The following is a 23842-nucleotide window of genomic DNA, read 5'->3' as shown; positions in this document are numbered from 1 at the left end:
TCCGGGCGCCGCTCCGCTTCCGGGCGCCGGTCTCCGGCATCGCCGGAGGGGATGGAGCGGCTCAGTGGGCGACGGTGATGCGGCGGCCGACGGCCTGGCCGGTCTCCAGCTCGTCCACCAGGGCCACGGCGTAGTCCTCGGCGTTGATGAAGCTCCGGCCGTCGGCGTCGGCGAGCACCTGGTCGCCGCCCCGGCGGTAGGCGCCGGTGCGCTCGCCCGGCTCGATCTCGATCGCGGGCGAGACGTAGGTCCAGTCCAGGTCACCGGCCTGGGCGCGGACCAGCTCCAGCAGCTCGGCCTGGGCCAGCGACTCGCCCTTGTAGACGGCGGGGAACTCGGGGGTGTCGACGAGCCGGACTCCCGGCGCCGCCTCCAGGCTGCCCGCGCCCCCGACGACCACCAGGCGGCGCACCCCGGCCTTGCGCAGTCCTTCCAGCACCGCGCGCCCGGCGGCGAGCAGCGGGGCCGACGGCTCCGAGCCGTCGCGCGGCGGGGCGATCGCCAGGACCACGGCGTCGTGGCCGGCGGCGAGCTCGGCGACGCCGAGGGATCGCCCGCGTCCGCGCTGCGGGTCCCCGCCGTGCCGCTCCGGGTCACCCCGGTGACCTCGTGCCCGCGGTCCCGGGCCTCGGCCGCGATCCGGCTCCCGATCATGCCGGTGGCGCCGATCAGCAGAATCCTCATGGCACAACCTCCTGTGAAGTCATCGTGGAGTCATCTGAAATCGACGGTATCCATCGGATACTGGTTACTTCAACGTGCCCTTGGTACCCTTTGGAAACCATGATGAACGGCGATGCCTTCGACCCCGACTGCCGACCCGTCTGATCCTCGACCGCATCGGCGACAAGTGGTCCGTGCTGGTCGTGCTGATCCTGCGGAACGGCCCTCGGCGGTTCACCGAGCTGCGCGACGCGATCGGCGGCGTCACGCCCAAGGTGCTCACCCAGACCCTGCGCGCGATGGCCCGCGACGGTCTGCTGACCCGGCGCGTCTTCGCCGAGGTCCCGCCGCGCGTGGAGTACGAGCTCACCCCGCTCGGGCAGTCCCTGCACGCCCCCATCAAGGCCGTCGCCGACTGGGCCGAGCACCACGTGAACGAGGTCATGGCCGCCCGCCAGTCCGCCGCCGGCTGACCAGGGCACCGTCCACCGCCTCACACCGGATCACCGGTGGACGGAGGGTTCGAGCGCGTCAGCCGTACAGGATCGGCAGGTCCACGAGAAGGACCTGCCGATCCCTGTGCGCTTCCGCCCGGAGGTTCTCGTCGAAACCCGCGCCGCTGTAGCAGGCGAGCACGGCGTCCTCGGCCCGGTGCCCCTGAGCGATGAGCAGCTCCCTGGCCCGGCGGAGCCTCTCCAGATGCCCGAGCCCCATCACCTTGTCCCATTTGGCCTCGCCCAGCGAGAGCACTCGTTCGAGGATCACCCGTCTCCCTCTGTTCGCCCGTCGCGCCACGGGGTCCGGGAAATCCGGTGGATTCTCCTTGACGGCACGGGCAGGATCGGCAGGCATGCGGCGCTTTCCCGTCTTCCGGCTCCGGGTGACCACCCCCCGCCTCGAACTGCGGCTCCCGTCCCTCGACGACCTCGACGCGCTCGCCGACCTGGCCGCCGAGGGCGTGCACGACCCGCAGGAGATGCCGTTCGCCGTCCCCTGGACCGACACGGAGCCCGCCGAACGCGCCCTCAGCACGATCCGGTGGCAGTTCGGCCAGTGGTCGGCCTGGTCGCCGGAGAAGTGGGGCTGCTCCTTCGTCGTCGTCCGCGAGGGACGGGTCCTCGGGACCCAGGAGATCGCGGGCACCGACTTCGCGGTCACCCGCCAGGTCTCCACCGGCTCCTGGCTGGGGCGGCGCTTCCACGGGCAGGGGATCGGCACCGAGATGCGCACCGCCGTACTCCACCTGGCCTTCGACGGGCTGGGCGCCCGCTACGCGCTCTCCGGCGCGTTCGCCGACAACCACGCCTCGGCCGCGGTCTCCCGAAAGCTCGGCTACCGCGACGACGGCTTCGAGATCCTGAACCGCCGGGGCGAGGCCGCCGAGTCGCGGCGGTTCCGCCTGTCCCGCGACGACTGGACCGCCCCGCCGGGATTCGGGATCCACGGCCTGGAACCGTGCCTCCCCTTCTTCGGAGCCGGCGGGGCGCCGGATCAGCAGGCGTCGTAGACGTGGTTCCGCTGGCCGGCCTTGCGCAGCGGCACGTCGCGCAGCATCACCGACAGGCGCGAGCCGAACCGCTTGCAGGTCTTCGTGAAGTCCGCCCGCCGGTACTCGATGACGATCACGTTGGAACCGTACGCTCCGACGTAGGTCCCGCACTCGTCGTAACGGCCGCACTCCTCGGCCACCGCGAAGTCGAAGCCCGCCTTCCGGCCCGCCGCGACGATCTCGGCCGAGTTCTTCTGCGCGATCGCCAGGCCCTCGGCGTGGGCGGCCTCGATGAGCAGCCCGGCGAACGCCAGCGCGTGCTCCCGTTTCACCAGCCCGCCCGAGCGGGAGAAGGTGTCCAGGTTGTCGATCTCGACGGCGTCGTAGCCCTTGTCCGCGCAGCCGGCGATCCAGCCGCCGACGATCCCGGCGAGGGCGGCGCGCTTGGCCGGGGTCCGGACGTCGAACATCAGCTCGCCCCACTCCTCGTCCTCGACGTCGACGCCGCCCGCGTCCTTGAGCAGGAGGTCGTCGTGGGTCCGCTTCCACCAGGCGGTCTCGTCCGGCTGGGTCTGGAAGCCGTTGACGTAGCAGATGTTGTAGAGACCGGCGGCCGGGGCCTCGGTCCGGTCGCGCGAGACGATCCGCGTCCCGGCGGGCGGGGTGTACCCGCCGCCGAGCTGGTAGTCGGCCTTGGCGTTCACCGGCGGGAGGACGGGCGCGGGGGCCGCGGCGGCGCCCGCCGTACCGGTGGAGAGCGCGGCGCCGAGGAGGGCCGCGGTCGCGGCCAGGAGCGCGGAGCTCCGGCGGAGGCGGTGCGTCGGACGCGTCGTCGCTCGGGGGAAGGGCACGAAGGGGTTCTCCTGTACGGCTCGGCGTCCGCCCCGCCCCGCACGGCGAGCGTGCCGGAGGGCCGGTGGCCGGACGCGGACGGGTCCACTCCGCCTCCGGCCGGGGACGCCGGCCGGAAGCGGCCATCAGGTGCGGCAGCACGCTAACAGACGGACGCCTTACCGGCCCGCCCGATTCACCGTTTTTAAACATCTCATAAGGATATACTCGGTGTAATTATTGGATAACACATTGCTGAGCGCATGTATCGCGCCTTGTCGCGGCTGCCGCCCGCCCCGGCCTCAGCCGTACAACGAGGGCAGGTCCACGAGGAGCACGCGGTCGTCCCCTTGAGCGGCCGAGGTGAGGGCGGCGTCGAAGCCCGCACCGCTGTAGCAGGCCAGGACGGTGCGGGAGGTGTCGTAGCCCTTGGCGGCGAGCAGATCCCGGGCCCGCCGCAGGCGCTGCAGGTGCCTGACCCCCATGACCTTGTCCCACTTCGCCTCCCCCAGGGAACGCACCGCGCGGGCCTCGTCCGGGTAGGCGGGGCCGAGGACGGCGACGTCCACCTGGATCTGCTTCCTGGTGGACGGGTCCACGACGGTGCCCGCCGCGACCTCGCCCACCCCGCCCTCGAAGACCTCGCGCGCGTGACGGGTCGCGAACTCCCGGCAGAGGTTCTCGAAGTGCGGCCCCATCAGATCTAGCGAGGGGACTGCCGGGTTCACCCGGCAGGGGAATCGCTTCCCTGTTGCAGTTCCTCTGCTTGAAACGGGCAGGGCTTGTCCGTCGCCCACCTCGGCAGAGGAAAGCGAGAAGCCGCCCCCTTCAGGGAGCGGAGGAGTCACGACCTTGGAGAGGAAGCGCTGCTGGGACCGCTCTCACACCTCCCGCGCGTGGCCCAGCCCCAGGTCGGTTCATTCGGGGCGAATACTGGATGCCCCCCGCACATCACTGGAGTACAGACCAGTGGTCTGTACTCCAGTGATGTGCGGTCGTCTCAGGATTCGGGGGTGAAGGCGAAGAGCACCTCGGGGTTGGCCATGGCGTCGAGGTTGGCGGCCTGCTCGGGCGGGACGCCGAGGAGGATCTTGCGGATCGGGACCTCCAGCTTCTTGCCGCTCAGCGTGCGGGGGATGCCGGGCACCTCGGTGATCTCGTCGGGGACGTGGCGCGGGGAGAGCTCGGTGCGCAGGGCCGTACGGAGGCGGGCCACCAGGCCACCGGTGAGCTCCGCGTCCTCGGCCATGGTGACGTAGAGCAGCAGGCGCCCCTCCTGGCCGAGCTGGCCGGTGTCGATGACCAGGCTGTCGGCGATCTCCTCGAAGCGCTCCACCACCCGGTAGAACTCGCTGGTGCCCATCCGCACGCCGCCCCGGTTCAGGGTCGAGTCGGAGCGGCCGTAGATGACGCAGCCGCCGTCGGGCAGGATCTTGATCCAGTCGCCGTGCCGCCAGACGCCGGGGTAGTCGTCGAAGTAGCTCTCCCGGTAGCGCGAGCCGTCGGGGTCGTTCCAGAACATGACCGGCATGGACGGCATCGGCACGGTCAGCACCAGCTCGCCCACCTCCCCGACGACCGGCCTGCCCGACGGGTCGAACGACTCCACCTTCGCGCCCAGGCACCGGCACGGGATGACTCCCGCGCGGACTCCGAGCAAGGGGACCGCGCCGACGAAACCGGTGCACACGTCGGTGCCGCCGGAGAACGAGCCGAGCTGGACCTCCGGGAGCGCGTCGTGCACCCAGGCGAAGCCCTCGGGCGGGAGCGGCGAGCCGGTCGAGCCGAGGCCGCGCAGCCGCTCCAGCCCGCCCGGCTCCAGCCCCGCCTTCATCGAGGCGGTGATGTACGGCGCGCCGGTCCCGAAGTAGGTGACGCCCTCCTCGGCGGCCAGCCGCCACAGGGCGCCGGTCTCCGGGTGGGTGGCCGAGCCGTCGTAGAGCAGCACGGCCGAGCCGACCAGCAGACCGCCTACGAGGTAGTTCCACATCATCCAGCCGGTCGTGGTGTACCAGAAGAACACGTCGTCGGGGCCGAGGTCCTGGTGGAAGGAGAGCGCCTTGAGGTGCTCCAGGACGATGCCGCCGTGGCCGTGCACGATCGGCTTGGGCAGGCCGGTGGTGCCGGAGGAGTAGACGATCCAGAGCGGGTGGCCGAAGGGGACCCGCTCGAAGGCGAGGGGTCCGTCGGCCGAGCGCAGCTCATCCCAGGTCAGCACGGTCCCGGGGCCGCCCGGGGTTCCGTTCCCGTCCGCCGCGCCGTCCGGGCCTTCCGAGCCGTTCACGGTTCCCGCACCCGCCGTACGGTCCGCGCCCGGGGTGTCTCCCTTGCCCGCCGTACGGCTCGCGCCGGGTGCGGGCAGGCGGACCAGGGCGGCGAGCGTGGGGAGCCGTGCGGCGATGTCCGCGGCCACGCCGGACCGGTCGAAGCGCCTGCCGTTGTAGTCGTAGCCGTCCACCGCCAGGAGCACCTTGGGCTCGATCTGGGTGAAGCGGTCGATCACGCTGGGCGCGCCGAAGTCCGGGGAGCAGGAGGACCAGATCGCCCCCAGGGAGGCGGTGGCGAGGAAGGCGACGAGCGTCTCGGGCACGTTGGGGGCGTAGGCGGCGACCCGGTCGCCCCGGCCGACCCCCAGGGCCGCGAGCCCGGTGCGGACCCGGCGACCTCGGCGGCCAGCTCGCCCAGCGTGAGCGTCCGCCGCCCGCCCGACTCGTCGCGGGAGACCACCGCGAGCCGGTCGGGCTCCGCCTCGGCGCGGCGCAGCGCGTTCTCCGCGTAGTTCAGCGCCGATCCTGTGAACCATTCGGCCCCGGGCATCGTCCCTGATATGACGGGCCCGTCACCACGCTCCCCCACCACGCCGAAGTAGTCCCAGACCGACGCCCAGAACTCCTCCGGAGCCTCCACCGACCACTGCCAGAGCGCCTGGTAGTCGACCGGCCGGCCGAGCCACTCCATGTACGCGGTGACCTTGGCGTTCTTCGTGATGTCCGGGGTGGGTTCCCAGAGCAGCGCACCTTCCTTGACCATGCTCCCATCCTTCCCGCGCCCCGCCCGGATGTCATCCCCCGGACCCACACACCCGCACCTCACGGCATGTGGACCGCTCACACGACCGTGCCCGCGGCGCGGAGACCGCGGCCTCAGGGGGCTTGAGGGGGCTCGAGAGGCCGGGAGCGTTCCAGGAACCGGACGCACCCGAGCCGGCGGCGCCTCAGGAGCGCAGCCGCTCCACGGCGATCCGGGCGGCGGTGCCGATCACCGCGTCGGCGCGCGGCTGGTTCTGCGCGGTGCCGTACGAGCGGGTGAAAACCGCGACGGCGTAGCGGCCGCCGTCGGGGTACTCCACCACTCCGGCCTCGTTGCGGAGCGTCGGCAGCGTGCCGGTCTTCCCACTGACGGCGACGTCGTCGTACGGGAAGCCCGAGGCGAGCCGGTGCGGCCAGACCTGCAGGCCCAGCAGGCGGCGCATCCACGCGCAGGACTCCGGTGAGGCCGCCTCGTCCCGCCAGATCATGCCGAGCAGCCGGGTCGTCTCGCGCGGCGTGCTGCGGTTGGTGCGGGCCGGGTCGAGCACGCGGAGCCGGGCGACCACCGCCGGATCGGTCGGCATCTCCTCCTGCCCGGCGTCCTCCACGATGCTCGCGAACAGCCCCGCGCAGTCGTGCTCCAGCCAGGTGCCGGCCAGGCCGAAAGAGGCGAGCATGGCGTTGACCGCCGCCAGGCCGACCCGGCCGATCAGGGCGTCGGCGGCGGTGTTGTCGCTCACCGCGATCATCAGGTAGGCCAGGTCCCGCAGGGAGATCGTCACGTCGTCGGTCATGGCCGACACCCCGGTGGGCCCGGGGGTGTGGCCGTCCGCCATGATCCTGACCCGCTCGGCCGGGTCCAGCGCCCCCCGGTCCGCCTGCCGGAAGAACTCCACCAGCAGCGCCACCTTGAACACCGAGGCCGTGACCACGGGCCGGTCCGCCCCGCAGGCGACCTCGGCCCCGCTGTCCAGGTCCACGGCGTGCAGGAACCCGGTGACGCCCGCCGCCCGGAACAGCCCGTCGAAGTCCGTCACGCCCGCATCCTCCGTGCCCGTGACGTCCCGGGTGCCCCGGACATCCTCCGTACCCGCGACGTCCCGGGTGCCCCGGACATCCTCCGTACCCGCGGCATCCCGGGCGTCCTCCGTGCCCGGCCCGCCGGGCGGACGCCCGTCATGCCAGGAACCCCGCGGCGGGGCGCGTCCGCACCCGCCGCACCGGCGCCGCGCCGTCGTCCGTCATCCCGGCATTCTCCTTCAGCACCCGTACGGCCACCGCCCCGAAGACCTCGGCCGCCGGTCCCGCCTCCCCCCGCCAGGCGGTCGAGACCCGCCAGGCCAGTGGTTCGCCCAGCAGCGGCCGCCAGCGCAGGCCGGGCAGCTCCACGCGGGGTCCGAAGGCGATGGCGGTCCCGGCGATGACCAGCCCCAGGGTCTGCGCCTCGTGCACCTCCTCCGGGACGAACCCGTGGCGGCGGCACTCGGCGAGCGTCTCCTCCTGCAGCCCGGGTTCCCCGGGGAACAGGACGAGCCGGCGGCCGGCCAGGTCGGCCAGGTGCACCGACGGCCGCTCCGCGAGCGGATCCGACTCGGTCAGCACCACTCCCGGGCGCTGGACGAGCACCGGGCCGAAGCTCAGGTCGGCGGCGGCGACCGGATGCCGGACCACGCCCACGTCGAGGGTGCCCGCGGCGAGCCCGGCCACCTGGTCGGTGCTCCACAGCTCGGCGGGCGCGAGCCGCACCCCGCGGTCCGCCTCCCGGAACCCGTCGATCAGCGCGGCGATCACCGCCGAGCCCAGGTCCGGGGGGACGCCGACCCGCAGGACCTCGCCCTCGCCGCCCTCCCCCCGCTCGGCGAGGGCGCGCAACCGCTCGACCCGGTCCACGATCTCCTGCGCCTCGGGCAGGAGCGCCTGCCCTGCCGCGGTCAGCCGCACCCGCCGGTTGGACCTGTCGAACAGCCGCACGCCCAGTTCCTCCTCCAGCCGGCGGATGCGCTGACTGAGCGGCGGCTGCGCCATGCCGAGCCGGACGGCGGCGTTGCCGAAGTGCAGTTCCTCGGCGACGACGGTGAAGTAGCGCAGGTGCTTCACCAGGTCCATGGGCAGCGATGATATCTCTTCCGCTATCAATTCCTGAGATATATCGATATTGGACACACAGGCGTCTCCCCTGGTCCCTCTGCCGATGAGGACGAGGGGGAACGCTCATGAAGCCGAGAAACCGCGTCATCGCCGCCGCGGGCGAGCGGGTGACGTCAGCCGGTCCGGGCGGGGGTGGTGAGGCGGGTCACCGCCTCGACGAGCCGGACCGGGTCGGACAGGTCCGGCAGGACCACGTCCGCGCCCGCCTCGTGCAGCTCGGCCGGGAGGGACCGCCCGGTGGCGACCGCGATCACCGAGGCCCCGGCGATCCGGGCGGCCTGCACGTCCCGGACCGAATCACCGATCAGCACGGTGTTGCTCCCGTCGAAGACGGCGCCGTGCCTGCGTCCCGCGCGGCCCTGCGCCACCTGGAGCAGGCTGGCCTTGGGGTAGACCTCCTCCCCGTAGCCGCCGGCCTCGAAGTCGACGTAGCGGTCCAGGCCGAACGCCGTGAGCTTGTGCACGGCGTTGCTCCTGATCGTGCCGGTGAGCACCGACTGCACCGTGCCGCCGAGCCGGGCCACCGCCTTCAGGGCGTCCTTCGCCCCGGGCATCGCCCTGCCCTCCTTGGCCAGCCGCCTGCGCCGGGCGCCGAAGGCCTCGGCCAGCGCGTCCAGGAACTCCGGCAGGTGCTCGTCGGAGGCGGTGATCCCATTGATGGCCAGGGTCTCGAAGACGATCTCGGAGTCCGGGCGGCCGTTGTGCTGGGTCAGCTTCACCAGCGGCCTCCCGGTGACCTGCCGGAAGGCGTCGGCGTACGCGTCACGGGTGACGATGGACACGTCGACGAGGGTCAGATCGACGTTCCAGAGAACGAGGCGGTTGATCGTGGCCTCCGGAAATGGGTGGGATGCCAGAGTACGGCCGCCGCCGTACTCCGGCCGCCCCGATGCCGAAACCATCCCGTTCGGTCGAGCCGGGAGGAATCAGGAGGAGCCGGGCCGAACCTCTCGGCCCGGGAGAAGGGCCCCCATCCCGGGGCACGGCTTCCGGAAAACAGGCCGGTCAGGCGTGGTCGATGGCGTCCGCGAGGGTGTCCACCACCGGAACGCCCAGCGCCTGCAGGTCCCTGCGGCTGGTCATGCCGCCGGTGTAGAGCACCGCGCGGGCCCCGGCGTGCTGCGCGGCATGGGCGTCGTCCACGCTGTCGCCGATCACGAGCACGTCGGCCGGGTCGACGCCCAGGGCCTTGAGGTGGGCCACCATGGACTCGGCCTTGTGCCCGCCCGGCACGCTGTGCAGCAGCCCGTCGACCCGGGTGAAGTGCCGGTCGATGCCGTACTCGGCGACCTTGGCGACCAGGCGCTCATGCCACCACATGGACAGCAGCGACTGGCTGCCGCCCGCCTGCTCCCACTCCCGCAGGGTGGAGAGCGCGTCGGCCGTCAGGCCGCACTGCAGCATCAGCCGGTGGTAGTGGTCGTGGAAGCCCTGGTCCATCCGCTCCCACTCGCCGTCGGCCAGCGGGCGCCCGAGCATGCGCTCGTAGGCCGTCCAGATCGGGCGGGTGTAGACGGCGCGGAAGCCGTCGGCGTCGTAGGCGCCCACGCCGTACGGCTCGAAGACCGCGTTGGTCGCGCCGACCACGGCCTCGATGTCGTCGAAGAGCGTGCCGTTCCAGTCCCAAACGATGTGTCTCATATGCCACCAAGGTTAGTCAGCGCCCCGTGTGCCCCGCACCGGGATAAAACCGGGGCGGGACCTCAGCCGACCAGGTCGGGGATCTCCTGGGTGGCGTACCACAGGAGCTCGTGGGCCTCGGCGCCGTCCACGGTGAAGCGCGCGTCGTCGTCACCGGCGTCGGCGGCGGGCAGCGCGGCGACGGCGGCCTCGACGTCGGCGGCGGCCGACTGCTCGTCGACGTGGACGGCGGCGATCTCCTCCAGCGCGACCGCCCGCGCGAGCCGTACCCGCGACCGCTCGGAGAGGTCCGCGCCCGCGGACACGGCCTCGTCCGGCACCTCGACGGCGATCACCACCCGGCGCGCGGCGACCTCCACGCCGTCGGCGCGGTCGGCGGCCAGCATCCGCAGCGACGACCTGGCCGCGTCGGTCAGGGCGACGTACTCCAGTTCCTCGGTGTCGCCCGAGGCGTACCACTCGATCAGCGCGGGGGTCACCGCGTAACCGGTCAGCGGGGCCGGGCCGAACTCCTTCTCGGTGGCCACGCGGGCCAGCGCCGGGAGCGTGGCCGGCAGGTAGACGCGCATCCGTTCCTCGATCTGCTCATACGATCTCTGCTGCGGCGCGGCGGCGAGGGCCGGCGCCGGATGACATCCGAGTCTGCCAGTCCCCTCGGCCCGGCCGCGAGATCCGGATCCCGTGGCGGCGAGCCGGACTCCGGCCGGATGCCGCGGGCAGGGCCTTCCGTGGACAGGCGCCCCTCGGGCGCGCGCAGGGCGCCGCCGTTCCCAGGCACGGGTCGACGCCCGTCTCAGGCACGGGACACCGCCGTTCTCGGACACGGGCGACGCCGTTCTCAGCGCAGGGCGACGCCGAGGAGCCCTTCCAGCTCGGTGATGGTCGTCTCCGCGTCCCGGTGGTGCACTCCGGTGATCCCCAGCGCGCGGGCGGCCGCGATGTTGGCCTCGATGTCGTCGACGAACACGCACTCGGGGCCGGAGAGGCCCACCAGGTCCAGGGCGTGCCGGAAGATCCGCGGCTCCGGCTTGCGCATGCCGATCTCGCCGGAGATGACCACGTGGTCGAAGAGGCCCTCCCACGCGTCGCGGGGGTAGTCGTTGGCCCAGGAGTTGGAGAGCAGGCAGGTCCTCAGGCCGGCGGCGCGGGCGGCGGCCAGCATGTCGTACATCGGTTCGACCGGCTGGAAACCGGCGAACATCCGGGTCAGCAGCCCCTCGGCGACCGGCGGCACCCCGTCCAGCGTGAGCAGCCTCCTCGCCAGGTCCCGTTCGAAGTCCAGAGCGGAGATCTCACCGCGCTCCAGCGCGTGGATCGTGTTCTCACCGTCCACAGCGCCCTCATAGGCGTGTGCGATCAGATCGCGCATCACGCCGCGGTAGCGGTCCGGGTCGATCCGCTCGGCGGCGATCCACACGTCGATCGCCTCGCGCAGCCCGGTGGTGAGGACGCCGCCCCAGTCGATCAGCACGCCTTTGAACATCCCGCCTCCTCATCTGAAACCGGTTATAGGTTAGGTGCAGCCGGTGGGGAGGCGGAACCGGGCGGGTGCCAGACTGGCGGTCATGGACTTCGCGCTCAGCCCGAAGGCGGAGAAGTATCTCGCCGATCTGACCGATTTCATGGCGTCTCATATCTACCCGGCGGAGCCGGTCTACCACGCGTGGCGGCTCGCCCGCGGGCACGACGACCACACCCTGCCCCCGGTGGTGGAGGAGCTCAAGGCCGAGGCCCGCGCACGCGGCCTGTGGAACCTGTTCCTACCCGCCGAATCCGGCCTGTCCGTCCTCGACTACGCCACTCTGGCCGAGGTCACCGGGCGCTCCGTCGACCTGGCCCCCGAGGCGCTGAACTGCGCCGCCCCGGACACCGGGAACATGGAGGTCCTGCACATGTTCGGCTCGCCCGAGCAGCGGGCCCGCTGGCTCCGGCCGCTACTCGACGGCGAGATCCGCTCGGCGTTCGCGATGACCGAGCCCGCGGTGGCCTCCAGCGACGCGACCAACATCGCCACCTCGATCACGCGGGACGGCTCCGAGTACGTGGTCGACGGCCGCAAGTGGTTCATCACCGGCGCGGCCGACCCCCGCTGCGAGATCATGATCGTGATGGGCAAGACCGACCCGGACGCCCCCGCCTACCGCCAGCAGTCGATGATCCTGGTCCCGATGGACACCCCCGGGGTCGAGATCGTCCGGCACCTGCCGCTCTTCGGCTACCAGGAGCAGCACGGCCACTCCGAGATCGTCCTCACCGGCGTCCGGGTGCCCGCGGCGAACCTGATCGGCGAGGAGGGCGACGGCTTCCGCATCGCCCAGGCCCGCCTCGGTCCCGGCCGCATCCACCACTGCATGCGCGCCATCGGCATGGCCGAGCGCGCGCTGGAGCTGATGTGCGCCCGCGCCGCGAGCCGGGTGGCCTTCGGCCGGACCCTCGCCCAGCAGGGCGTCGTCCAGCAGCAGATCGCCGAATCCCGGCTGGCGATCGAGCAGGCCCGGCTGCTCACCCTGAAGGCCGCCTGGCTGATCGACACCGTGGGCGCGAAGGCCGCCGCCTCCGAGATCTCCGCGATCAAGGTGGTCGCCCCCCGCATGGCCTGCGAGGTCATCGACCGCGCGATCCAGGTCCACGGCGGCATGGGCGTCAGCGACGACGTCCCGCTGGCGATGATGTACGCCCAGGCCAGGGCGATGCGCATCTTCGACGGCCCCGACGAGGTCCACCTGCGGACCGTCGCCCGCCGCGAACTGAAGCCGTACCTGACCTAGCGGGGACCATGCGTGGAACGTCAGCTCCGTGAACTTCCTGTCTCTCGCTGCCGACGGCGAGGTCCTCCTCGCGATCGGCGGATTGCTCCCGAGACGCGTTGGGGACCACCCCGGCCTGACGCGGTGGCCCGAACTGGCGGCGCTGGAGGACTTCTTCATCGACATCGTGGATGAGGAGTGGCTCGGAGGAGATGACGGCTGGAACTGGCAGGCGGGCTTCCTGACGGCCGTCGAGCTGGCCACAGGTTCGCGGCTCGACCGAGAATAGCTCGAGAGCGAACGCCCCTACCTGACGTTCTCGGGTCCCATCTCGACCTAACACGTCCCTCTCGACCGTCTCGAAAACAATCGTTTCCGGGACGGTCAGCGAAGATCATTTTAAGGGTGGTATTTCCGCAGGAGCGATCCCGCCGGATCATCCCGAAACTTCGTCTGGTGAAATGGCCTTGCGGGATCGTTTCCGGGACGATGGAGGCACGAGCACCTCCACCGACCCCGCCGCAGCACCGTCTGACACCTCTCCATCCGCTCCGGCCAACGTGATTCGCATCGGCTACGCCCGCGTCTCCACTCGCGCCCAGGACTACCAGCTCCAGATGGACGCCCTCGCAGAGGCGCACTGCCGCGAGGTCGTCGGGGAGACCGTCTCCACCCGCCGCGAGCGCCCGAAGCTGGCCGCCACCATTGCGCGGATGCAGCCCGGTGACACCTTGGTCATCTACAAGCCCGACCGCATCGCCCGCAGCGTGAAGGAACTGCTCGTCTTCCTCGAAGACGAGCTCGCGCCGCGCGGCATCAACCTGTACATCCTGTCCGGCGTCTGCACCGGGCTGCACCGGCCCGGCGGGCAGTCGATCGCGGACAAGATGCTGTTCCTGGTCGCGGCGATGGCCGCGGAGATGGAGCGCGACCTGATCCGTGAGCGCACCATGGACGGCCTGGCGGCCGCCGCCGCCCAGGGCCGCCGGGGTGGCCGGCCTCCGGCGATCGACGCCGACAAGCTCGCCGCCGCCCGCGCCCGCCGCAAGTGCGGCGAGACCATCCCGGCCGCGGCTCGGCTACGTGCTGGCCGTGGCCTGCCACCACCAGATCACCACCGGCGCGGGCAGGATCCGTGCCGATGCCATCGCGGCGAAGATTCCCAAGACCGGTTGGCAGCGGCTGTCGTGCGGCCCGGGCGCCAAGGGACAGCGGCGCTATGACTGGGCGCTGGTGTCGACCACCGGCCCGGCCCACCGGCTGCTGATCCGCCGCTCGGTCAGCAGGCCGACCGAGCTGGCCTTCTACCGGTGCCACACGCCGGCGCCGGTACCGCTTGCCCGGCTGGCAGCGGTGGCCGGAGCCCGCTGGAGCATGGAGGAGTGCTTCCAGGCCGGCAAGAACGAGGCCGCTCTCGATCACTACCAGGTCCGGCTCTATCCGGCCTGGTACCGGTACATCACGCTGGCCATGCTCGCGCTGGCCTTCCTGGCCGTCACCCGCGCCGACCTGGCCGACGAAGTGTGCGACTCGGCCATGGACACGTCAGCAGTCTGGGCGGGTGGCACGCGACCGGTCGGGCCGCCAGTCGCGGTCTCCGCCAACGAGATCCGCCGCCTGTTCACGTTGCTGATCCGACCGGCCTTCGACGAGCAGCGCATCCGGCACTGGTCAGCATGGCGGTTACGTCACCAGGCACGGGCTCGACGAGTCCATTACCAGCGGCAACGCATCAGAGATCACTAAGTGCGGCTGGAGTATTAGCACTGTGGGATGTCTTCGGGAGTACTGGCCCTACAAGGAAAGGAGAATCGTACTTCAGTGCACGAAAGCACCGAGGGGCGATTCATTCGTTACCCAGGAACTGTAAAACTCCTTCAGGCCCGCCCGAATCGATAATTCCCTTGAAGGAATTCAGCATCGCCGCCAAGCCGCCTACCGGAATGATCACAAGATCGGGACATTGGAAATATGCCCCACTGGAGCATTCTCCAGTCTCCTGCCATCGATTCATCACTTTTTCGATCGCACGTAGCGTCATGAATGTGGCACTCCATCGCGTTCCATCCGGGAGGATGAGTTCTGCGTCAACGTTCTCAACGGTTTCTTTGTCGTCCTCCGCACCCAACATGAAGAGGGCACTGAACAGCTGGTTCTCCACGCGGTAGAGAGAGTCACTGGCCATAGAGCTGCTTCAGCCTCGCAATCACCTTGGACTCGTTTGCCTTATCGGATTTACCAACGATCTGGATCCCTCCGTCAACGTTTCGGAAGAATAGACGACCGCCATTGCGTCCACGCGCGTAGGTGACATCTGTTCCGGACAATGCCTTACTTCCGAGTCCCGGATTCATATTTCCGCGCGACAGTTGCTGGTACAGGCTATCCAGGTCGGCCTGAACCTTCTGGTTCTTCCCCGCCTGCTGTGCAGCCTTCACCAGGGTCGGATCCTTGCTAATTGCGGAAGACATCGTGAGGCGGCAGCCACTGGAATTATGAACCAGGACCGGCGTTGCACCCGCCAACACATGATAGGTGTGAAGGTCATCCACTGTCAGGTTGTGGACGCGCTGGTGGATCGCCCACGTCTTAATCGCAGTGATCTGTACATGGGTGCCGGCCGAGGTGAGCAGCCACATGCCGGGCTGCAGTCGTCCTGCGGTCACCCATTCGCCCAGCGCAGGGACCCAGAAGGGGTGGTTGTCGGTAGCGATGATGTCGTTACCGACATGCTGAGCACCCATAGTGATCTGGACGAGGTTCTTGGTGCCCTCGCCCTCGATCAGCGCGGTGACGGTTCTGGGGCCAGTAACGCCGGTCTCAGGATCGGTGGCGATCACTCGATCGCCGACCTTCACATTCTCGATGGGTTTGCGGGAGCCGTCGGCCATGAGGACTTCGGTTCCCGGAATGAAGCTGTTTTTGCAAGCATCAATTGCTTTTTGGAATGCTTTAGCGGCTCCGGGAGCCCATTTTCCTAGCGCCTTGACCGCCTTGGATATACCCTTTCCTCCGGCGTCAAGTGCCATGAGCGCACAGGAGCCGACACTCCCATCCAAGCATGCGACGGCGTCGCCCACAAAGAAGTCGAGAACCTGATATAGATTGGTCTGCTTGAAGTTTTCTACGATCTGGTTAGACCAGTATTCCTTGGAGATTCCAAGCAGCGTTTGCGCGGAGAGGCACCTGCCCCATTTTTCTCTGACACCCGCCTCTGTCAGGCAGTTGTTTTTAAAGAAATTTGCTTGCTCGGCAAAGGCTGCAGCTTTAATCCATGCGCCACACTGCTTCTTCGAATACCCCTTGTTCTCGCATTCGGCTCGAAGCTGTGCCTCGCGATTCGGCCAGCCGCCACCCGGAGGGGGGTGAGCTGCGCTGCGAAACGCCAACGGCGGAGGAGGCGTGTAGATCGACCGCCAGTAAACCGATATCGCTGCATCACCTTTGGAGGTGCTATAGAACTGCTTGACGTTATACATCACGAGGAACTTCTGCTGCACTTCTTCGGGTGCATCCCAAAACTCATACTTCATGAGTTTCGGCATCGGCCTACCGTTGGGCAGCAGCCCCCACTTTTTCGCTTCCTCGTCGTTGAACTGCGGCAGGTTCGCATAGTCGCCGAAGCGTTCCTCCCACCACGCGAGTTGTGCGAGCACCTGCTTTTCCGAGCCGTGCGGGTTGTACACGAGATCGCCGGGAGGCTGTTCCCAGGTGTAGAGGCATTCCAGGCCGCTGCACTCATAGATGGGGGTGTCCCAGCCCATACGGCGGGCGTCCATGTAACCGCTGAGGTCGAGGTAATCGGTGTCGTAGGCTTCCCAGCCGCTTCCTCCCGAGCCTCCGCTGGATGCCCCGCCCCAGGTCTGGATCGCCTCGTGGCCGCTGGGGTCGGCGTTGGCCAGAGGGCTGGCGTTGCCGTAGGTGTAGCGGTTGGCCTGCACGGACGGGTCCGGGGACAGGGTGGCGGTGTCGCGGGAGGCGAAGGTGCCGGTGCCGGGCTGGTACCAGCGGGCGTCCATATTGACCTTGCCTGTGTCCGGGTCGGTGTACTCGCCCTGGTATCCCACGGCCCGTTTGGTGCCGGACTGCTGGATGACCTCGCCGAAGGGGTCGTAGGCGGTCGAATCGACCAGTGCGGTGCCGGAGAAGGTGGCCACGACATCGCCGTGCAGGTCGCTCATGATCGCGAGCGCGGGGTCACCGCCTTCGGCGAGGCTGAGGAGCTCGCCGAAGGGATCGCGGCCGTATTTGGCCTGGACGCCGCCGGTGCCGTCGGTGATGGCGGCGATGTCGTTGGTCATCCCGGAGTAGACGAACCGCTGCTGGTCACCTCCCTTGGTGCGGGAGGCGATCCGGCCCAGGGCGTCGTAGCCGTAGGTGGTCTCGCCGTCGGTGATGAGCCGGTCGAAGGCGTCGAAGACGAGGTTCTTGGTCTGCCCGCCGGTGGTCTCGGTGGCGAGGGTTCCGCGGGGGGTGTAGGTGTAGTCGCTGCTGCCTCCGGACAGCAGGCGGTTGCGTTCGTCGTAGACGAAGGTCTTGCCGTCGGACTTGGTGCGGTTGCCGGCCTTGTCCCAGGCGTAGTCGACGGTCTTGCCGCCGGGGCCGGTCCAGGAGGTCAGGCGTCCGGCGTGGTCGTAGCCGTAGGTGTTGGTGCCGGCTCCGGCGGTGCCGGAGGTGGTCTTGGTGGTGAGGTTGTCGTCCTTGTCCCACCCGTAGACGATCTTCGCGAGTTCGCTGCCGGTGCTGCCCGTCACCGTCTGGGAGGTGGGGCGGTCCAGGGCGTCGTAGGCGTAGCTCTGGCTGGTGGCCGGGTTGGCGGCGCTCTGGCTGGTGAGCCGGTCGGCCTTGTCGTAGTCGTAGGTCAGGGTGCGGCCGGTGACCGGGTCGGTAGCGGTCTTCAGGCGGTTGCCGTCGTCCCAGGTGTAGGTCGCCGTGCCGGTGGGGTCGACGCGCTGGGTGAGGTTGCCCCGGGCGTCGTAGGCGTAGGCGGCGACCTGGTTGCCGGCCTTGGTCAGCTTGGTGAGCAGTCCCCGGTCGTTGTAGGTCAGGCCGTAGTCGCCGATCGTGAGGGGCTGGCCGGACGCGTCGTAGGTGATGGTGCGTTCCGGTGTGGCGACCGACGCGCCGGTACCGGTCTGCTTGATCATCCGACCGAGAGGGTCGAAGGCGTGATCGATCCGCACTCCGCCCGGTTGCAGCGTCGTGGTGTTGTTGCCGGCCGCGTCGTAGATCTGGGTCCAGGTGCGGTCGGCGGCGTTCGGGTGGGCGGTGGTGGCCGGTTCGATGACGGATTCGATCAGGCCGAGGCTGTTGTAGGTGGTCCAGGTGGCGTTGCCGCGGCCGTCGGTCAGCCGGGTCTGGGCGCCGGTGGCGTCGTAACCGAACGTGGTGGTGATCGACTCCTCGGCCGAGGTCGGCTCGATCAGCGCGGTCAGGCGGCCGAGCGCGTCGAACTCCCGCCGGGTCACGTGCCCTTCGGCGGAGGTGGTGCGGACCGGCTGGCCGACGGCGTCGTAGCCGAAGCCGATCGTGCGCAGGACCGCGCCGGAGGCGTCGAGGTCCTTTGCGGCGATCTGCCGCCCGGCCGGTCGTATTCGGCTTCGACGGCGTTGCCGAGGGCGTCGGCGGCCTTGATCGTGCGGCCCAGGCCGTCGTAGACGGCGGTGGAGGTGTTGCCGTTGGGATCGGTGGTGGCGGTGATCTGCCCGGCGGCGTTGACGGTGTAGCCGGTGGTCTTGTCGCCGGGTTCGACCGCTCTGATCAGGTTGCCGGCGGTGTCGTAGGTGTAGGTCGTGGTGAACGCCGCGGCGGTGGGGGTGCGCTCGATCTGCGTCTGGGTGATCGTCCGGCCCAGATCGTCGTAGGTGGCCTCGGTGCGCGCCCCGGTCGGGTCGACCGATGCCAGGGTCTCGCCGAGCAGGTCGTATTCCACCACGGTGGTACCGCCCGGCCCGTCCGGGCCGGGGTCGGTGACGCGCACCATGTTGCCCAAAGCGTCGTATTCGACGGAGGAGACGTACCCGCGGGGATCGGTGACCTTCACGGGTCGGCCCGCCGCATCGTAGGCGTAGCTGACCTTGGGGGTGAGGGGGGCGCCGCCGGGCGGGGTGTAGGCGGGCAGTGTGGTGGAGGTCAGCCGGCCGGCCTTGTCGAAGGCCGAGACCGTGGTGCGGCCCTCGGCGTCGACGGTGTGCGTCGGCTTGCTGGTGCTGGCGTAGCCGTACCTGACGCTCGGCCGTCCCTGGGTGGCCGTGCCGTTCTTTTCGATGGTCACCTGGGGTGCCGTCGTTTCCACCCGGCGCCCCAGCAGGTCATAACGCATGGTGGTGGTGAAGTCCGCGGCGGTGGCGCCGGAGGCGTTGCCCCGCGGGTCGGTCTGCTTGACCAGCAGTCCCCGATCGTCGTACTCCCAGGTGGTGACCAGGTCGTCGTCCCCGTTGTTCACGGTTTGGCGGGTCACCTGACCTGCGGCGTTGTAGGCGTAGGTGACCTGGCTGCGGCCGCCGGCGGCGCCGGTGGCGGTCTGCTGGGTGAGGTTGTTGCCCTTGTCGTAGCCGAAGGTGACGGTGCGCTTGAGCCCGGTGGGGTCAAGGGTGGCCGACGTCAAGCGGCCGGCCGCGTCGTAGACGGCCTCCGTGGTGGTCTTACCGCCCCCGGTGACCTGCTTGATCAGGCGGCCGGACGCGTCGTAGGTGTTGTCCTCCAGCACCACATCGGCCGCCGTGGCCGAGCCGTTGAGGCGGACGTCGTCGGCGATGACCTGCCAGAGCCGGTCGTCACCGAAGTAGGTGTAGGAGGTTTTGCGGCCCATCGCGTTGACCTGGGTGGCCAGGCGGCCTCCGGGGTCGTAGGCGAAGGAGTCCATCACGACGTCCCGGGCGGGCTCCGGCGCGACCGGGCTGCCGGTCCAGTTCTTCAGCGTGCGCTCGGCCAGCTCACCGCGCTTGGTGTAGGTGAAGACGGTGACCGCGCCGACCGCGTCGGTGATGCTGGCCTGTGCTCCGGTGCTGTCCCAGGTGGAGCGGGTCACTCCGTTTTCCGGGTCCGTGGTCGAGGCGAGGTGACCGAACCCGTCATAGGTGTAGGTGATCGTCCGTTCGGGGTCGCCGCCGGTCAGGTCGGTGAAGGTCTCGGTGAGCCAGTTGCCGTCGGCGTCGTAGGTGTGAGCCGTCCGGGCGGTGTGCGTCACATCGGTGATCTCGTTCTTCACTCCCGGGCCGGTGCTGTGCAGCAGCCGCCCTCGGGCGTCGTAGGCGAAACGCGTGGTGACCCCGTCGGGGTGGGCCTGGGAGATTTGGGTCGTGGCGACCACGCGGCCGACGGCGTCATGGGTGTGCTTGGTGATCGTCCCCAGCGGGCTCTTCACCTCGGCCACGTCTCCGGACGCGGTGTAGGCGTAGGTGACCTCGTTGCCCTTGGCGTCCTTTTGGGAGGCGATCAGTCCCGCCGGGGTGCTGCCGCCGCCGACGGCCGGCTCGGTGCCATCGGTGTAGGTGGTGAGCGTTGAACGGCCGTCGGGGAAGTCACCGGTCGCCGGGAAGATCGTCTTCGCCGGTTCCCCGTGGGAGGTGTACTCCTTGCGGGTGGCGTAGGTGTCGTCGGTGGCCGAGGACGAGCGGCCGTCCCGGGAGACGGTCATCTGGTCGTTGCGCGGGTCGAACGGGTCGTCGACCTTCAGGTAGTAATCGAAGTACTCGGTGGAGCAGGCCTGCGCGGTCCGGCAGGTCTTCTTGGTGAGCACGTTGCCGCGCGCGTTGAACGACAGCTCGGCGCCGTTGCCGTTGCGGTCGACGACCTTGGCGGGGAACCCGCCGGTGTCGTAGCTGTAGCGGGCGGTCTGGCCGAGCTGGTCGGTGCTGCTGACCGGGCGGTTGCCGCGCAGGGCATCGCTGACGTAGGACAGCGTCCCACCGCGGGGGTCGGTCACCGTGACGGTCGCCAGCGTCTGGGTGCTGGAGGCGGTGGCATACGCCGGCGCCGACAGCTTCCAGGTGCCGCCGTGCCGGTCGGTGTGGCTGGTCAGGCGGCCGCCGTCGGCGGCATAGGCGTTGGTCGCCCAGATCCGGCCCGAGGCCTGGGTGACCGTGGCCAGCTGCGGCTGCGGCGTACGGGCGGCGTAGTGGGCGCGCACCAGGCCGAGCCCGAGCGGCTTGCCGTACACGGCGACCTCGTCGATGTCACCGTTGAACGCGAACGCCGCCCGCGAGCTGGTGGTCGCCGGCCAGGCGGGCGAGCCGGTGCCGTAGCCGATGCGGGTCTCCCACTGGTCGGCGTGCGTGATGGTGCCCGCCAGCGTGCCGACGGCTTGGCCGTCCAGGAACAGCGTCTGGGTGTTTTCGGCGCCGGACAGCACCACGTGGTGCCAGGCGCCGTCGTTGACCTTCGCCGTCGAGGTGATGGGCGTGGATGCGCCGGTGTAGAACTGGCCGCGCAGCTTGCCATCGGTCCCGACGTAGACGACCGGGGTGAAGGCCGACGGGGTGTTGGACGCCGCGTTCTGGTGGCCGATCACCGTGCCGGAGGCGGTGGTCTTGAACCAGGCCTCCACCGCCAGGGTGCCGCCCTGGCCGCTGATCGTCGCCTCCGGCAGCGCCACATACGCCGAGTTCGCCGTCCCGCGGAAGCGCATGGCCGTGTCCGGGGCGCCGCCGAGCGCGCCGGGCACGGCGGCGGTGGCGTCCGCGGCGCCGGCGAGCGTGGCCTCCTCGGCGCCGGGGCGCCAGCCCACCACGTTGCCGATCTTCGTGCCGGTGGCGGTGGCCTTCTCGTTCAGCCGCCAGTAGCCCTCCGGACCCGCGTCCAGCACCAGGCTGCGGTACCGGGAGGCGTCGCTGTAGGTGTAGGTCACGCACGCGCCATCGGTCGCGGGCGGGCAGACCTTGGTGAGTTTGTCGCCGTCGTAGCCGTAGGTCCAGGTGATCGGCGTGCCGTCGACCGGGTCGGTGGACACGGCCGTCACGTGAGCGCCGGTCCAGGTGAACGTCAGCGACCGGCCGCCGGTCGCGACCACCTTGGCCAGCTTGCCGTCGGTGCCGTAGGCCAGCTCGTTGCCGCGGCCGCGCCGGTCGGTGAGCTTGGTCAGCCGGCCCGAGGCGTCGAACCAGTAGGAGGTGGAGGCCTTGTCCATCAGCCGCCAGCCGCCCCCGGTCACGGCCGCCAGGGTGGCGTAGGTGCCGGCCGGGGCGGAGTAGGTGCCGTCGCCCTTGGCGGCGAACCGCATCTGCTGGCCGTCGGGGTAGGTCACCAGCAGCGTCGCGGTCTGCGGTTCGTCCTCGATGCGCATGTCCCAGCGGCTGGTCCAGCCCGCGCCGAACGCGCCGTCGGTGCGCGGGTCCAGGCTGTTGTAGGTGCGGGTCACCGTCAGCGGCGGCCCCGCCGTGGGCACCGTCAGGTCGCTTTCGGTGTGGGTGTAGTTGCCGGCCGTGTGGCTGAACTCGCGTCCCTCAGTGCCGGCGGTCAGCAGCGCGTTGATCGTGCCCTGCTCGGGGGTGGGGGTGAAGGTCCGCCAGGAGGAGGTGACCGTGGTGGCGCTGCCGGTGGAGGCCTTGGCGAACCACCAGTACGTCTGGCCCCACTTCAGCTTGTCCTTAGGGACCTGCCAGCTGCCGGACTTGTCCCACTCGGGTGAGTCCTCACACCACGTCCACTTGTCCGGGGTACCGGAACACACCTGGAACCAGTACACGACCGGTGCCTCGTTGACCGGCTGGGCGTGCGCCGACAGCACCGGCGTCAACGTGCCGACCTGGGTGTTGTTCTCCGGGGAGAACGTCAGGAACGGCAGCGCGCTGACCGTGGCCGACTGCCACTCGCTCCACGGGCCCTTGACGCCGGTGGTGGTCACGCCCTGCACGCGCCAGCGGATCAGCCAGCCGTCCTTGAGCTTGCCGGCCGGGATCTGCGCCCAGGCGTTGGCCCCGGAGGCGTAGGAGGTGGTCGCGGTGGCCGCGTGGATCGGCCCGGTGCCCTGCTCGGCGGGGGCGGCCGGGTCGTGCTCGACCTCGACGCCGAGGAAGGAGGCCCGGTTCTCGGGGTCGGTGATCTTCGCATACAGCGACGGGGTCAGCGATCCGGCCGTCCAGGACGCCGACCCGCGGATGCCGGGGTTCATGCCTAGGCCTTCAACGGACGGCTTCTTCAGGTCGACGATAGCGGTCTGCCAGTCGGTCCACGCTCCCTTGACGCCGGAGGTGGTGACGCCTTGGGCGCGCCAGCGGATCGCCATGCCGTCGGTCAGTTTGGCTGCCGGCACCTGCACCCACGCGTTCGTCCCCGACGCCGCGGCCTTGGCTCCGGTGCCCGACCAGATCGGCCCCGAGCTCTGGCCCGCGGCCGGGTCGTGCTCGACCTCGACGCTCAGCTTCGATTCCCGCCCGTCGGCATCGGTGACCTTCGCATACAGCCACGGCGTCACCGACGAGACCGTCCATGCCCCGTCACCGCTCGTGCTGGGCGTCATCCCGAGCGCGGCGGCCGACGGCTTCTTCACGTCAACCTTCGCGCTCTGCCAGTCGGTCCACGCCCCCTTGACGCCGGAGGTGGTCACGCCCTGCACCCGCCAGCGGATCGCCATGCCGTCGGTCAGCTTGGCCGCCGGCACCTGCACCCACGCGTTCGACCCTGAGGCGTACGACGTCGTGCCCTTACCCGACCAGATCAGCCCCGAGCTCTGGCCCGCGGCCGGGTCGTACTCGACCTCGGCCGCCAGGTAGGAGGCGGCGCCGTTGGCGCTGGTCACCTTGGTGTAGAACCACGGCGTCAGCGACGCAATCGTCCACTGACCCGCCCCTTGAGTGCCCGGCAGGACACCGATCCCGGTACCGGCAGGCTTGTTGACGTCGATTTTCGCTGACTGCCAGGTCGACCACGGCCCCGTCACCCCGTCGGTGGTCACACCCCGAGCCCGCCAGCGGATCAGCCAGCCGTCCTTCAGCTTGCCCGCTGTCACCCGCGGGCTGAAAGCCCGTACTCCCGACGACTCCGCCCAAACGGTTTGGGTGTGCAGGCCCGACCAGATCAGCCCCGAGCCCTGACCCGCCGCCGACGGGTCATGCTCGACCTCGACGCCCACGAATGAAGGACGCGCCTCAGGATCGGACACCACCGCCGAAAACATCGGCGTCGTCGACGACAGGGTCCACAGCCCCGTCCCCTGGGTGCCCACATCGACACCCAACTCCGCCACCGCGGGCTTACTGGTATCGATTTTCGCTGACTGCCAGGTCGACCACGGCCCCGCCACCCCGTCGGTGGTCACACCCCGAGCCCGCCAGCGGATCAGCCAGCCGTCCTTC

Annotated in this window: 17 protein-coding genes and 3 pseudogenes; 6 read left to right on the top strand and 14 right to left on the bottom strand. The window is 70.0% G+C overall.

Features of this window, described 5'->3' with window-relative positions; translation table 11 throughout:
• Window positions 1-61: 61 nt before the first annotated feature.
• Window positions 62-511 (bottom strand): NAD(P)-dependent oxidoreductase, encoded by a 450-nt coding sequence (locus ACWJ6R_RS04750; RefSeq protein ID WP_449061011.1) that lies wholly within the window; start codon window positions 509-511, stop codon window positions 62-64.
• Between the two features lie 346 nt (window positions 512-857).
• Between ACWJ6R_RS04750 and ACWJ6R_RS04745 the strand changes: the two genes are divergently transcribed.
• A complete protein-coding gene (locus ACWJ6R_RS04745) occupies window positions 858-1136 on the top strand; it encodes a winged helix-turn-helix transcriptional regulator (RefSeq protein ID WP_449061010.1) in 279 nt (92 codons plus the stop codon).
• A gap of 58 nt (window positions 1137-1194) precedes the next feature.
• On the opposite strand, the gene ACWJ6R_RS04740 is transcribed toward ACWJ6R_RS04745, so the two are convergent.
• Entirely contained in the window at window positions 1195-1428 is a 234-nt protein-coding gene (locus ACWJ6R_RS04740) for a hypothetical protein (protein ID WP_449061009.1), read from the bottom strand.
• A gap of 85 nt (window positions 1429-1513) precedes the next feature.
• Between ACWJ6R_RS04740 and ACWJ6R_RS04735 the strand changes: the two genes are divergently transcribed.
• Window positions 1514-2170: a GNAT family N-acetyltransferase gene (locus ACWJ6R_RS04735; protein WP_449061008.1), complete on the top strand. Its 657-nt coding sequence runs from the start codon at window positions 1514-1516 to the stop codon at window positions 2168-2170.
• Here the strand turns inward: ACWJ6R_RS04735 and ACWJ6R_RS04730 are convergent.
• The 9 genes and pseudogenes from ACWJ6R_RS04730 to ACWJ6R_RS04690 all read right to left on the bottom strand — a co-directional run bounded on the left by ACWJ6R_RS04730 (window position 2155) and on the right by ACWJ6R_RS04690 (window position 11284).
• Complete coding sequence (locus ACWJ6R_RS04730; protein ID WP_449061007.1) at window positions 2155-3003, bottom strand: endo alpha-1,4 polygalactosaminidase; 849 nt, start codon at window positions 3001-3003, stop codon at window positions 2155-2157. The two genes, ACWJ6R_RS04735 and ACWJ6R_RS04730, sit on opposite strands and share 16 nt — an antisense overlap.
• A gap of 282 nt (window positions 3004-3285) precedes the next feature.
• Window positions 3286-3681: a hypothetical protein gene (locus tag ACWJ6R_RS04725; RefSeq protein WP_449061006.1), complete on the bottom strand. Its 396-nt coding sequence runs from the start codon at window positions 3679-3681 to the stop codon at window positions 3286-3288.
• A gap of 302 nt (window positions 3682-3983) precedes the next feature.
• Window positions 3984-6013 (bottom strand): annotated as a pseudogene (locus ACWJ6R_RS04720) (acetoacetate--CoA ligase).
• Between the two features lie 184 nt (window positions 6014-6197).
• Complete coding sequence (locus ACWJ6R_RS04715; protein ID WP_449061005.1) at window positions 6198-7049, bottom strand: serine hydrolase; 852 nt, start codon at window positions 7047-7049, stop codon at window positions 6198-6200.
• Window positions 7050-7188: 139 nt separating this feature from the next.
• Window positions 7189-8118, bottom strand: coding sequence for a LysR substrate-binding domain-containing protein (locus tag ACWJ6R_RS04710; protein ID WP_449061004.1), 930 nt, complete (start codon window positions 8116-8118; stop codon window positions 7189-7191).
• A 155-nt stretch (window positions 8119-8273) separates the two neighbouring features.
• Window positions 8274-9062 carry an HAD family hydrolase gene (locus ACWJ6R_RS04705; protein WP_449061003.1) on the bottom strand — a complete coding sequence of 263 codons (789 nt, stop codon included), beginning with the start codon at window positions 9060-9062 and terminating at the stop codon, window positions 8274-8276.
• Between the two features lie 103 nt (window positions 9063-9165).
• On the bottom strand, window positions 9166-9801 hold the full coding sequence (locus tag ACWJ6R_RS04700; RefSeq protein WP_449061002.1) for an HAD family hydrolase: 636 nt from the start codon (window positions 9799-9801) through the stop codon (window positions 9166-9168).
• Between the two features lie 62 nt (window positions 9802-9863).
• A complete protein-coding gene (locus ACWJ6R_RS04695; RefSeq protein ID WP_449061001.1) occupies window positions 9864-10370 on the bottom strand; it encodes a DUF6912 family protein in 507 nt (168 codons plus the stop codon).
• Window positions 10371-10639: 269 nt separating this feature from the next.
• Window positions 10640-11284 carry an HAD family hydrolase gene (locus ACWJ6R_RS04690; protein ID WP_449061000.1) on the bottom strand — a complete coding sequence of 215 codons (645 nt, stop codon included), beginning with the start codon at window positions 11282-11284 and terminating at the stop codon, window positions 10640-10642.
• Window positions 11285-11366: 82 nt separating this feature from the next.
• Here ACWJ6R_RS04690 and ACWJ6R_RS04685 point away from each other — a divergent pair, with 82 nt between their 5' ends.
• The 4 genes and pseudogenes from ACWJ6R_RS04685 to ACWJ6R_RS04670 all read left to right on the top strand — a co-directional run.
• Window positions 11367-12569: an acyl-CoA dehydrogenase family protein gene (locus ACWJ6R_RS04685; protein ID WP_449060999.1), complete on the top strand. Its 1203-nt coding sequence runs from the start codon at window positions 11367-11369 to the stop codon at window positions 12567-12569.
• A gap of 28 nt (window positions 12570-12597) precedes the next feature.
• The gene (locus ACWJ6R_RS04680; RefSeq protein WP_449060998.1) at window positions 12598-12837 is read left to right on the top strand and encodes a hypothetical protein; all 240 of its coding nucleotides are present in this window, start codon (window positions 12598-12600) and stop codon (window positions 12835-12837) included.
• Window positions 12838-13009: 172 nt separating this feature from the next.
• A pseudogene (locus ACWJ6R_RS04675) lies at window positions 13010-13522 on the top strand (recombinase family protein); the annotation flags it as partial.
• A gap of 97 nt (window positions 13523-13619) precedes the next feature.
• Window positions 13620-14294: pseudogene (locus ACWJ6R_RS04670) on the top strand (IS701 family transposase); the annotation flags it as partial.
• Window positions 14295-14394: 100 nt separating this feature from the next.
• Here the strand turns inward: ACWJ6R_RS04670 and ACWJ6R_RS04665 are convergent.
• From ACWJ6R_RS04665 to ACWJ6R_RS04655, 3 genes are read right to left on the bottom strand one after another with little or no spacing between them, the layout of a single operon-like run.
• Window positions 14395-14709, bottom strand: a complete 315-nt coding sequence (locus ACWJ6R_RS04665) for a hypothetical protein (protein WP_449060997.1) — start codon at window positions 14707-14709, stop codon at window positions 14395-14397.
• Window positions 14710-14722: 13 nt separating this feature from the next.
• On the bottom strand, window positions 14723-18016 hold the full coding sequence (locus tag ACWJ6R_RS04660) for a polymorphic toxin-type HINT domain-containing protein (RefSeq protein ID WP_449060996.1): 3294 nt from the start codon (window positions 18014-18016) through the stop codon (window positions 14723-14725).
• Window positions 18013-23733: a DUF6531 domain-containing protein gene (locus ACWJ6R_RS04655; protein ID WP_449060995.1), complete on the bottom strand. Its 5721-nt coding sequence runs from the start codon at window positions 23731-23733 to the stop codon at window positions 18013-18015. Before ACWJ6R_RS04655 ends, ACWJ6R_RS04660 begins: the two co-directional genes overlap by 4 nt.
• Between the last annotated feature and the right edge of the window lie 109 nt (window positions 23734-23842).

Source organism: Planomonospora algeriensis (assembly GCF_977012225.1).
Note: the sequence above shows the minus strand (reverse complement) of the source record. Positions and strands in the feature narration are given on the sequence as shown.

What these genes read in the sequence shown, in the direction of transcription:
- ACWJ6R_RS04735 (WP_449061008.1), top strand. Translation starts at nt 1,514, where the DNA reads ATGCGGCGCTTTCCCGTCTTCCGGCTCCGGGTGACCACCCCCCGCCTC.
- ACWJ6R_RS04695 (WP_449061001.1), bottom strand. Translation starts at nt 10,370, where the DNA reads ATGCGCGTCTACCTGCCGGCCACGCTCCCGGCGCTGGCCCGCGTGGCC.
- ACWJ6R_RS04690 (WP_449061000.1), bottom strand. Translation starts at nt 11,284, where the DNA reads ATGTTCAAAGGCGTGCTGATCGACTGGGGCGGCGTCCTCACCACCGGG.
- ACWJ6R_RS04725 (WP_449061006.1), bottom strand. Translation starts at nt 3,681, where the DNA reads ATGGGGCCGCACTTCGAGAACCTCTGCCGGGAGTTCGCGACCCGTCAC.
- ACWJ6R_RS04710 (WP_449061004.1), bottom strand. Translation starts at nt 8,118, where the DNA reads ATGGACCTGGTGAAGCACCTGCGCTACTTCACCGTCGTCGCCGAGGAA.
- ACWJ6R_RS04705 (WP_449061003.1), bottom strand. Translation starts at nt 9,062, where the DNA reads ATGGTTTCGGCATCGGGGCGGCCGGAGTACGGCGGCGGCCGTACTCTG.
- ACWJ6R_RS04685 (WP_449060999.1), top strand. Translation starts at nt 11,367, where the DNA reads ATGGACTTCGCGCTCAGCCCGAAGGCGGAGAAGTATCTCGCCGATCTG.
- ACWJ6R_RS04700 (WP_449061002.1), bottom strand. Translation starts at nt 9,801, where the DNA reads ATGAGACACATCGTTTGGGACTGGAACGGCACGCTCTTCGACGACATC.